Genomic DNA, 10,371 nt, shown 5'->3' with positions numbered 1-10,371 from the left:
GGCCCGGAGCGTGCTCCGGGCCGGCACCGCCTCTTCGTCCGCTCAGCGGCAGGCGCGTCCGCCGTTGACGCACCGCACCGCGCGGGCCATCAGCTCGTCCGGCATGACGTTGATGAAGTCGCCGTGGTCGGTCACCGGCTTGTGCAGCTGCTCGGGGAAGCTGTCCACCGCGAAGCGCGCTCCGGGGGGCGTCGCGTAGACGATCCGCTGCACCAGCTGCGGGACGGCCTTGAAGCCCGCCGGACAGGAGCCGTCACGGTTGGCGAAGGCCACGTGGGTGCGGTGGTTGGCGCTGTCGGTGTTCTTGCCGTCCCAGCAGCTCTGGAAGGCGAACGTCCGGACCACGTCCGTGCCCTTGGGGCAGATCGGGTACTTGTCCTTCAGCTGCCGGTTCTCGAAGCCGGTGCAGCTCCACGAGGCGTTGGCGTTGGCCGGGCCGTTGGTGAGGGCCTTCGCGTCGCCCGTGATGATCCGCAGGAAGCGGGGCATGGCGGCGACGCGGGAGACGGGGCTCCCCTTGAACTCGATGGTCACCTGCTTCGGCCGCAGGATCGTGCCCACGTTCGCGTCCTGGCCGCCGCCGGGGGCGTTCGCGTCCTGCTCCGCCTTGCCGTCGCGCAGCCTCAGGACGGGCCAGTAGTAGGTGGACAGGTCACCGTTGGTGCAGGTGGTCCCGGATGCCGCGAGGCTGTTGTTGGTGGAGAAGGCGTCCGCGGTGCGGTTGCCCACGTAATCGTGCATGTGGTGGGCGCCGTTGCTCACCCCGGGGGCGACGATCACGTTGTCGGGGTTGAGGTGGCGCTCGTCGTTGCGGCCGCATTCCACGGAGAACGAGCCCTTGGAGGCACCGGACTTGGGCGCCGGGCGCCGTACGTTCGGCTTGACCGAGCCGATGCGGACGAAGTCGCTGCGGGCAGGTCCCCCCTTCAGGGCGACGTCGCCACCGCTCCGGGCGGTCTCCTCCTCGGCGGCCGGCGCCTCCTGCATCGCGCAGGTGCTCAGCTCCGCGAGCCCGTCGGGGCGGGCGGTGGTGCGTCCGATCGCCTCGGAGACCCGGCCGATCGACGCGCCGCGCCGGTCCTTCAGCTCCCCGAGCAGTGCGTCCGCCGGGGCCCGGCCGGTGGCGAGCCGCTGGTAGGCCTCCGCGATCTGGGTGTCGAGACCGGCGAGTTCCTTGTCCACTTCGCCGCGGACCTGATCGGGAACCTCGCGCAGCCGCTCGCCCACGTCGGGGCAGTCGATGGTGGCGGTCACCGGCGCCGTGCGGGCCCGGTCCTGGCCCGCGGAGGCGACCTGGCCCGCGATCACGACCCCGCCGCCGCCCAGGACCAGTGCGGACGCGGCGGCCAGCACCTTGTAGAGGGGACGCCTCCTGCGTTTGTGCCCTGCCCCGTCCGGGCGCGCCGGGCCTTGCGTGGGGTCTTTGTCGCGCATGTGATCACTTCACTTCCTGGGTCGGGTGTCGGTGGGAGGGGCTGCCGTGGGAGGGGCGGTCGCGGGAGGTCCGTCCGCGAGGCCTTCGAAATCGACCAGGCCGCTCGCCTCGAGTACCGCGATGTGGTCCAGGACCGTGGTGTTGGCGTCCGTGGCGAGTTCGCGGACCACTGAGTTGCGGGTCTGCGCCCGTACTTGGGCGACGAGCGTGAACACCTTGCCGTGCGCCCGGCGCAGCAGCTGCACGAACAGCCGCTCGTACGCGGCCCCTTGGGCCCGGTCGAGCTGGTCGAGCCAGGCCTGCTGCTGGCCGGACGGCCGGTCCGGGAGTTCGACGCCGAGCGCCTCGCCGACCTCCACGACCCGCCGGTCCAGTTCGGTGTGGCCTTCCACGAGGTGCTCGCCGGCCGTCCGCACCGACTTGCGGGTCCCCCGCTCCTGCGCCTGCCGGCCCGCGGGCAGTTCCCACAGGCCGGCGAGGCGGACCTTGCGCACGAACTCGCGGTCCTGCGGGGTCAGCGGCCCGAAGGCCGTGTTCATCACCCCGGCGCCGTCGTCATCGGCGGAGGCCGGAGCGGGCGCCGGGGCCGCGCCGGACGACAGGGCCGGGGCCGCCGCGGCGGTACGGCCGCCGAAGCTCCGGACCGGTATCAGCAGCGCGATCAGCGTGAGGGCGAGGGCTCCGATGACGATGCCCGTGCCCATGACGTGCCGCGAAGCGACCGACATGCCGCCGACGTTCGTCCGACGGATTGACAGCACTGTGCCTCCTTGGGTCCCGGGACGCCCGGGAGCCGCCGCACGGAGCGCACCGCTCCCGTGGGTCCCGGGTGCCAAGGGACGCTAGTGCCGCCTCCGGCTCCCCCGGCGAAGGCCCATCCGGACTGGACAAACATCCGGGCGGCTCCCCGAAAGGCTGCTACGGTGCCGCGCGCCCGGCCGCCGTCCGTCCGCACTCCGCGGACCTGATGGAGGGACAAAAACCCCGGCGCGTCGGCCAGTTGTCCGGATTTACAGTCATTCGCGAGGAGTAGAGGGCCCCGCCCCTGAGGGGGATTCGCCCGGCCCTCGGGGTGACCCAGGGTGGGTGCGGACCACCGCCCACCCGAAAGGAACGGCCCCGTGCGCAAGAAACGACTGGCATCCTTCCTGGCCGCCGCCGGGCTCCTCGCGAGCTCCGTGCCCCTCTTCGCCGCCGCCCAGGCCACCGCCCTCCCCACCGACGGCGTCCGGGCCGAGAGCACCCAGACCGACGGCGCTCAGACCGACGGCGTCCGGGCCGACGCCGCCGCCCGGGCCGACGCCGCGTACCTGCGGCAGAAGCCCGCCTGGCACCGGTGCTCCGCCGACCAGCCGGCCTCGTACGAGTGCGCGAGCATCAAGGTGCCGCTCGACTACCGGCGTCCCTCGGGGCGCACCCTCGACCTGGCGATATCCCGGGTGCGGAGCACGAACCCGGCCAAACGGCACGGGATCCTCCTGATGAATCCGGGCGGACCGGGCGGGACCGGGCTCGATCTGCCGCTGGCCCTCGGCGAGGTGTTCCCCGCGGAGGTGGCCGAGCAGTTCGACCTGATCGGCTTCGATCCGCGCGGGGTCGGCGCCAGCAGTCCCATCAGCTGTGGGCTGGCCGACTCCGAACAGGGCATCGACCGCCCGTACCGGCCCGGCTCCTTCCCCTCCGACGTGGCCTGGGCGCGGAACATCGCCGAGAAGTGCCGGGAGAAGGCCGGCTCGGTGCTCCCGTACATCACGACCCGCAACACCGCCCGCGACATGGACACGATCCGTGCCGTCCTGGGCGAGCGGAAGCTCTCGTACCTGGGCTACTCCTACGGGACGTACCTCGGCGCGGTGTACACGCAGCTGTTCCCCGGCCGGACCGACCGCTTCGTGCTCGACAGCGGAGTCGACCCGGAGCGGATCTGGCGGGGCCTGTTCCAGACCTGGGCCACGGAGTCCGAGCCGGCCTTCGCCCGCTGGACGCGGTGGGCGGCGGACCGCTCCGGCGAGTACCACCTCGGCAACAGCCCCGCGGCCGTGTCGAAGACCTTCTGGGACCTGGTGGCGCGCGCCGACCGGGATCCGATCGTCTTCCAGGGGGAGAAGATCAGCGGCGACGACATCCGGGGCTCCCGGGCCCTGTTCTTCTATCCGGCGCAGGTCACCCCGCTGGTGGCGGCCCTGAAGGACGCGGCCGAGGGGAAGCCCGCCGTCACCCCCGGCGCCTCCGGGCCCGGCTTCGTCATGAAGCGGGCGCTCGCCGGCGCGTCCGGTGCCGCGGCCGAACCCGCCTCCGACAACGCCGTCGCCGTCCTCTGGAGCGTGATCTGCGGGGACACGGATTCCTGGCCGCGCGATCCCGAGCGGTACCGGCGCGACGCGGTCCGGGACAAGGCCGCGTACCCGCTCTACGGGGACTTCGGCTCGAACATCAAGCCGTGCGCCTTCTGGCCGCGGGCGCTCGAGGCGCAGACCACGATGAAGGTGCCGGCCGGGGTGCTGACCGTGCAGAACGAGTGGGACTCGCAGACACCGCTGGCCAGCGGACAGGGCCTGCACCGGGCGCTGAAGGGTTCGCGGATGGTGCTGGCCCTGGGCGGTGAGGGCCACGGGGTGTACCTGGCGGAACCCAACTCCTGCGCCGCCGCGCCGGTCACCGCGTACCTGGCCACCGGACGGCTGCCGGCCCGGGACATCAGCTGCCGTACGACGGCACCCGCCGGGGAGCGGAAGGGGGCGCCGGTGAAGCCGCTGCCGATTCCGTCCGGGCCCCTGCGCTTCTGACCTGACCCGGAAGACCCGGCCCGGTCCTCACTCCGGCCGGGAGGACGGGCCCTGGGACGCCTGGGACGCCTCCGCCGCCGCCTTGATCCGGCGGCCGAAGTCGGGGGCGTCCTTGCGCGCCGCGCTCAGGGCCAGCCCGACCAGGAGGCGGCCGAAGCCGTGCCCGGTGAGGGTGTTGAAGATGCGCAACCGGGTCCGGCCGCCGGGGAGTTCGGCCAGGTCGTAGCCGCCTTCGGCGGTCACCAGGTTGTGGCTCAGCTCCGTCCAGCGGATCCGCGCCGGAGCATCGAGTGCGGTGATCCGGAACTCCCTGGCGGTCTTCATCCCGGCGTCCTTCACCGTGCTGCGGAAGACCGTCCCGACGGCGGTCGGGGTGTCCGGGGTCCGGGTGATCCGCTGGACGCGTGGGCTGAACTCCGGGTCGTTGCGCCCGTCCGCCAGGTACGCGAACACCTCGGCGACGGGCCGGTCGATCTCGACGCTCGCCTCGAACAGTCCGGACATGACCGCTCCTCACCACGCGCCCCGCCGCATCCGCCTCTGCCCCCGCCCTTCCACGATGGCAGAGCCCCGCTCCGGGCGCACCGCCGCACGTTCAGGCCCTGCGGGTGGCCACCGCCCCGCCCGCGGCCGGGGCCCCGGCCCCCCGGTCGAGCAGGGCCAGGTCCGCGGTCAGCGCGTCCAGCCAGGCCATCGCGGTGTAGAACACCGGCGGCGCCCCCTCGGGCCCGGGCCGACGGGGGGCGGGACCGCCGGGACCGGGGTCCGCGGGCCCTGCGGCGGGTACGGGGTCCGCCGCATGTTCCGTGTCCGCGGCCTGCACGGGATCCGCCTCGCGCGCGGGGTCCGCAGCCCGTACGGGGTCCGCCGCGTGTACGGGATCCGCCGCATGCACGGGATCCGCAGCCCGTACGGGATCCCCCGCATGCACGGGGTCCGCTGCCGCCGCCGCGCGGCGCAGTCCGGCCGCCACCCGGGCTCCGTACTCCCGGACCACCGCCTCCTCGCCCGGGCCGGGCGGGGTGCCGGGCGGTCTGCGGCCGCCCCAGAGGACGTGGTGACCGGTCATCATCGCCGCCTGCCAGTCCTCGCCCGCGGCGGCGGCCGGACGCGCGCGCTCCGTCTGGTACTGGGCGTACGCGCTCTCCGCCATGGCCAGCGCGTGCCGCACCCGCTGGTCGGGCTCCACCTCGCGGGGCCGGCCGAAGGCGGCCGTGGCCGCCTGGACGTCGTCGGCCGCGGCGTGCAGCAGCTCGGCCACGGCGCGCCCCAGTTCGTCGTGCGCGCCGCGCGGCCAGGCCAGCAGCCCGCACACCACTCCGATCGCGCTGCCGATCAGCACGTCCAGGAACCGGACCTCGGCCAGCTGCCAGGTGGTGGGTGCGAGCTGGGCGAAGGCCATGGCCACCACCAGGGTGAACATGGCCTGCGCCCAGCCCACGCCGCGCACGGGGCCGACGCAGAAGGCGAACAGCATCAGCGGCGGCAGCACGATCGCGTACACCGTGCTCGCCTCCCCGGCCAGCGCGAGCACCCCGCCGGCGGCGACCGCGCCCACCAGGGTGCCGATCAGGGCCAGCCGGACGGTGGCCCGGGTCTGCACGACGTTGGTGCGGGTCAGGCTGATGACCGCGAGCATCGCCCAGAAGCCGTGCGGCAGGGAGTCCAGTCCGGCGACGGCCCGGGCGACGGCGAGGGCCACACCGAGCCGGACGGCGTTCTGGAAGTGCACCGACCGGGGCCCGGAGTTTCCGGCCAGCCGGCGCCACCAGAGCCGGACCGGCCCCTCCCCCGCGTACCAGAACCGGTCGGCGGGCCCGGCCACCGGTCCGACTCCCGGGCCCGCCGCGTCGGCGGCCCCCGCGCGGCCCCGTACGGCGATCTCGGCGGCGCCGCGCAGCACGAGCGCGGCGTCCGCGAGCTCCACCAGGGCGGCGTTGCGGAATCCGGGCCCGGGCCCGGTGACGGGGGTCCGGGCGAGGGAGACCTGCAGGTTCCGCAGCCGGGTGGAATCCGTGGTGGGCGGGGTCCTGCCCCTGAGCAGCACGGCCGTCCCGGCGGCCGACTCGCGCACGGCCCGTACGAGCTCCGGCCCGGCGGGCTCCTCGGACGGGCCGGGCTCGGGCGGGGGCAGGGACCGCAGGCGGGCCAGCAGGGTGCGGGCCGCCAGCCCGGTGTGGGCCAGCGCGCGTTCCCGTACGCCGGGACCCGCGGGCCGCTGCGCCTCGTCGACGTGGGACGGCCGCAGGGCCTGCGCCCGCTGCGAAGCCCGTGCGGTCTCCGCCGCGGGGAGGGTGTGGGGCGGCAGCTCCAGCACCCCGGCGCACCGGGCGGCCTCGTCCGCGGCTGCGGCGGCCAGGTCCCGGTAGCCGGGGACGGCCGGGTCGGGCAGCACGGTGGCTTCGGCGAGGATCAGCAGCAGGATCCCGGCGACGGTGCCGGTCAGCCGCTGGCCGAGGGTGTCGGGGGCGTACGGCGGGAAGCTGGGCAGGATGTACAGCAGCTGGAGGCCGGGCGCGGCCCCCGCCAGGCGGGGTCCGGCCGCCGAGGAGAAGGCCACGCAGAAGCCGATGACCAGCATGCCCGCCACGGCGGCCCAGGTCCGCACCGACAGCCAGGTGCCCAGCGCCACCAGGGCGCAGGCGGCGGGGAGCGCGCCGGCGACGACCCGGGCCCGCAGGCGTCCGCTGCCCGGGATCCGGGAGAGCCCGGCCAGTGCGACGGCGGCGAAGAGCGCGTAGGTGGCCTCTACGGGCCGGTCCAGCCCGTAGAGGAACACGTAGAAACCGATGCCGGCGGCGAGGGTGACGCGGACGGCCCGCCGTGCGGCCGCCGGCACGGGGCCGGTGCCGGTACGGAGCTCCCTCAGGGCGGCACGCACCCTCTCAGCGTCCCACCGGGTACCCGTCCGGTCCTGCCGTACCGCTTGACACTTCGTCAGGGAGGGCGCAACTTATATCGGCGGCCCGATATAACTGACGCCCGACGCAGCTCGCAACGGATGTGACCCGGCACCTCAGACAGCTCGGCACCTCCTTCAGCTCGGCTCTCAGGCAGCTCGGCACCTCAGACAGCTCAGCACTTCCGACGGCCCGGCACCTCAGACAGCCCAGCGCCTCAGGCGGCCCGGCACCTCAAGGCAGCCCGGCGCCCGATACGACTCGGCATCCCGATACGACACAACCAGCACCCCGGAGGCCCGGTGGAGCCGACCCCCACGCCAGAACAGCCCAGGCGCCGCACCCCGCAGGCGCATCGCACCCCGCAGGCGCAGCGCAAGTCCGAGAGCCGTGCCCGCCTCATCGACGCGGCAGCCGACCTCTTCGCCCGCAAGGGGTTCCACGCCGTCTCCGCCGAGGCCGTCGCCGAGGCGGCCGGGCGCACCACGGGCGCGCTCTACAGCCACTTCGGCGGCAAGGAGGGCCTGCTGCTGGCGCTCCTGGAGGTCTGGAAGGAGCGCACGAGCGAGGAGCTGGCCGCCGAGATCGCGGCCGGGGACCCGGCCGACCCCGCCGTGCACTTCTCGGCGATGTGGGGCAGCCTCACCCGCCCGCACGCCGAGCGCGGCGACTCCTGGCTGCTGCTGGAGACGGAGCTGTGGCTGCACGCCGCCCGCGGCCCCCTCATCGGGGACCGGCTCGCCCAGCGGTACACCGAGATCCGTGCCCGGCTCGGCGAGGGGCTGGCCGACTGGGCCGAGGCCACCGGCACCCCCCTGACCCGTACGCCGCAGGAGACCGGCGCCCTCGTGCTCGGCATCCTCCTGGGGCTCTCCATGCAGCACCGGCTCGAACCGCGCGCCGTCCCCGACGGACTCGTCGTCGAGGCCCTCGGCGCCGTCCTGGGCCTCGGCAGGACCGACTGACCAGGGCTTTCCGTACGACTCCGGCACCACACCCGATCCGTAGGACTCGGGCACCCACGCTCCGTAGGACTCGGGCACCCACACACTCCGCATGGCTCCGCCCACGAACTCCGATCCGTCCGGCGAAAGGAACCGCCCCGTGCTGCCCACCGGCGAAATAGACCTCCTCGAGGACACCTGGGCCCGTGAGGTCCCCCATGCCCAGTTCGCCCGGCTGCGCCGCGAGGACCCGGTCCACTGGCACGAGGTGCCGGGCCGGCACGCCGGCTTCTACGCCGTCACCCGCCACGCCGACGTCAAGGCCGTCAGCCGCGACCCGGAGCTGTGGTCCACCGAACTCGGCTCCTTCATGATCCGCGACCAGAACCCCGAGTCCCTGGAGACCCTGCGCCTGGTGCTGCTGGGCATGGACGCCCCGCGCCACTCCCGGTACCGCTCGCTGGTCAGCGCGGGTTTCACGCCCCGGGTCGTACGGAGGCTCGCGGCCCGGATCCAGGAGCGGGCGGTCACTCTGGTGGAGCGCGCGGTCACCCCGGGCCGGGACATGGACTTCGTCGCCGAGGTCGCCGCGTGGCTGCCGATCCAGACGATCTGCGAGATGGTCGGCGTGCCCGAGGGCGACGAGCGGCTGATCTTCGAGTGGAGCAACCGGATGGCCGGCTCCCAGGACCCCGAGCTGTCGGCCGGCAAACACGACAGCGACCTCGCCGCCGCCGAGATCTACGCCTACTGCGACGCGCTGGCCGCCGAGCGGCGGGTCCGCCCCCGGGAGGACATCCTCTCCACGCTGGTGCACGCCGAGGTCGACGGGGACCGGCTGTCGCCGGACGAGATCAACATGTTCTTCGTCCTGCTCTGCGTCGCCGGCAACGAGACCACCCGCAACCTGCTCTCCGGAGCCCTGATCGCCCTGATCGACCACCCTGCGGCGCGCGCCGAGCTGGCGGCGGCTCCCGAGGACGAGGCCCTGTGGACCACGGCGACGGAGGAGTTCCTGCGCTGGGGCGGTTCGATCCACAACTTCCGGCGCACCGCCACCCGTGACACCGTGCTGCACGGGACGCCCGTCGCCGAGGGGCAGAAGGTGGTCACCTACTACACCTCCGCCAACCGGGACGAGGAGGTCTTCGCCGACCCCTACGCCTTCGACATCCGCCGCACGCCGAACGAGCACCTCACCTTCGGGGGCGGCGGCCCCCACTTCTGCCTGGGGGCCGGGCTCGCCCGTACCCAGATCAAGGCCCTGCTCCGGGAGCTCCTGCGCCGGCACCCGGAGGTCTCCCTCACGGGGGAGGTCCGCCGCCTGCGCTCGGACTTCATCAACGGGGTCAAGTACCTCCCGGTGCGTTTCGAATAGCTGCTCCGGCTCCGGCTCCGACTCCGGGGACCTTCGGCCCTGCAAGGGCACTCGCCGTCGCTGTTAGAGTTGTCGGCAGCGAAGGGGAGTAGTCCCGAAAACCGCTGGTCGACATACTGGACGCCTCGACGGGTCCCGGCCACCGGGCCACCGCGCTTCACGTACGGGGCGGACGAGACCTTCGGCCAAGGCATGACCCGTCCCACATCACCGTGTGGGCCGCTTCGTCGTGCCGGGCCGAGTGGTTCTTCCCGTCGCCTCCCCGCTGGGTGCCGATCCGAGCCATCAGAGCCCGGCTCCAGCAGAAAGCAGCACCCGGAATGGCTCTCGACCCCGTGGCGATCTTCACCGCCTTCGGTCTGATCTTCCTTGCCGAGCTCCCCGACAAGACCATGTTCGCCTCGCTGGCCATGGGCACCCGGATGCGGCCCCTCTACGTGTGGTTCGGCACCTCCACCGCGTTCATCGTGCACGTGGCCATCGCGGTCGGCGCCGGAAGCCTGATCGGCATGCTGCCGAACATGGCCGTCAAGCTCACCTCCGCCGCCCTGTTCGCCTTCGGTGCCGTGGTCATGATGCGCGCCGGCGCGGACGACGACGAGGCGGACTCGGCGGCCAAGGCCGTCACCGGGTTCTGGCCCGTCTTCACCACCGCGTTCATGGCCGTCTTCATCGGCGAGTGGGGCGACCTGACGCAGATCACGACCGCCAACCTCGCCGCCACCAACGGCTGGCTGCCCACCGCCATCGGCTCCGCCGCGGCCCTCATGTCGGTGTCCGCCCTCGCCCTGATCGTGGGCCGGTTCATCGCCAAGCGGGTCCCGCTCAAGACCGTCCAGCGCTTCGGCGCCCTGTGCATGGCCGTACTGGCCGTCTGGACGCTCATCGAGGCCTTCACCGGCTAGATCCGGCCCCTCCGGCATCCGGA

Annotated in this window: 8 protein-coding genes; 4 read left to right on the top strand and 4 right to left on the bottom strand. The window is 73.6% G+C overall.

The annotated features are described in order from the left end of the window. Nucleotides 1-42 precede the first annotated feature (42 nt). Together ACFWNV_RS26300 and ACFWNV_RS26295 are read right to left on the bottom strand one after the other, a co-directional pair. Nucleotides 43-1,434, bottom strand: a complete 1,392-nt coding sequence (locus ACFWNV_RS26300; RefSeq protein ID WP_383951752.1) for a DUF1996 domain-containing protein — start codon at nucleotides 1,432-1,434, stop codon at nucleotides 43-45. Between the two features lie 9 nt (nucleotides 1,435-1,443). Then, complete coding sequence (locus ACFWNV_RS26295) at nucleotides 1,444-2,196, bottom strand: DUF4142 domain-containing protein (protein WP_383951749.1); 753 nt, start codon at nucleotides 2,194-2,196, stop codon at nucleotides 1,444-1,446. Nucleotides 2,197-2,556: 360 nt separating this feature from the next. On the opposite strand from ACFWNV_RS26295, the gene ACFWNV_RS26290 reads away from it, so the two are divergent. Further along, nucleotides 2,557-4,221, top strand: a complete 1,665-nt coding sequence (locus ACFWNV_RS26290; protein ID WP_383951746.1) for an alpha/beta hydrolase — start codon at nucleotides 2,557-2,559, stop codon at nucleotides 4,219-4,221. 27 nt (nucleotides 4,222-4,248) lie between these two features. Here ACFWNV_RS26290 and ACFWNV_RS26285 read toward each other — a convergent pair whose 3' ends face one another. Both ACFWNV_RS26285 and ACFWNV_RS26280 read right to left on the bottom strand, forming a co-directional pair. Then, nucleotides 4,249-4,725, bottom strand: a complete 477-nt coding sequence (locus tag ACFWNV_RS26285) for an SRPBCC family protein (protein ID WP_383951743.1) — start codon at nucleotides 4,723-4,725, stop codon at nucleotides 4,249-4,251. A gap of 91 nt (nucleotides 4,726-4,816) precedes the next feature. Beyond that, the gene (locus ACFWNV_RS26280) at nucleotides 4,817-7,102 is read right to left on the bottom strand and encodes an FUSC family protein (RefSeq protein WP_383951740.1); all 2,286 of its coding nucleotides are present in this window, start codon (nucleotides 7,100-7,102) and stop codon (nucleotides 4,817-4,819) included. A gap of 321 nt (nucleotides 7,103-7,423) precedes the next feature. Between ACFWNV_RS26280 and ACFWNV_RS26275 the strand changes: the two genes are divergently transcribed. The 3 genes from ACFWNV_RS26275 to ACFWNV_RS26265 all read left to right on the top strand — a co-directional run bounded on the left by ACFWNV_RS26275 (nucleotide 7,424) and on the right by ACFWNV_RS26265 (nucleotide 10,348). After that, on the top strand, nucleotides 7,424-8,086 hold the full coding sequence (locus ACFWNV_RS26275; protein ID WP_383951737.1) for a TetR/AcrR family transcriptional regulator: 663 nt from the start codon (nucleotides 7,424-7,426) through the stop codon (nucleotides 8,084-8,086). Between the two features lie 139 nt (nucleotides 8,087-8,225). Next, nucleotides 8,226-9,443, top strand: coding sequence for a cytochrome P450 (locus tag ACFWNV_RS26270; protein ID WP_383951735.1), 1,218 nt, complete (start codon nucleotides 8,226-8,228; stop codon nucleotides 9,441-9,443). 320 nt (nucleotides 9,444-9,763) lie between these two features. Beyond that, complete coding sequence (locus ACFWNV_RS26265; RefSeq protein ID WP_383951732.1) at nucleotides 9,764-10,348, top strand: TMEM165/GDT1 family protein; 585 nt, start codon at nucleotides 9,764-9,766, stop codon at nucleotides 10,346-10,348. Nucleotides 10,349-10,371: the final 23 nt, after the last annotated feature.

The sequence above is a fragment of the Streptomyces sp. NPDC058401 genome (assembly GCF_042722885.1).
GTDB lineage: Bacteria > Actinomycetota > Actinomycetes > Streptomycetales > Streptomycetaceae > Streptomyces.
Note: the sequence above shows the minus strand (reverse complement) of the source record. Positions and strands in the feature narration are given on the sequence as shown.

Bases quoted from the DNA above. Each gene is read 5' to 3' on its own strand.
- ACFWNV_RS26300 (WP_383951752.1), bottom strand. From the start codon at position 1,434: ATGCGCGACAAAGACCCCACGCAAGGCCCGGCGCGCCCGGACGGGGCA.
- ACFWNV_RS26285 (WP_383951743.1), bottom strand. From the start codon at position 4,725: ATGTCCGGACTGTTCGAGGCGAGCGTCGAGATCGACCGGCCCGTCGCC.
- ACFWNV_RS26265 (WP_383951732.1), top strand. From the start codon at position 9,764: ATGGCTCTCGACCCCGTGGCGATCTTCACCGCCTTCGGTCTGATCTTC.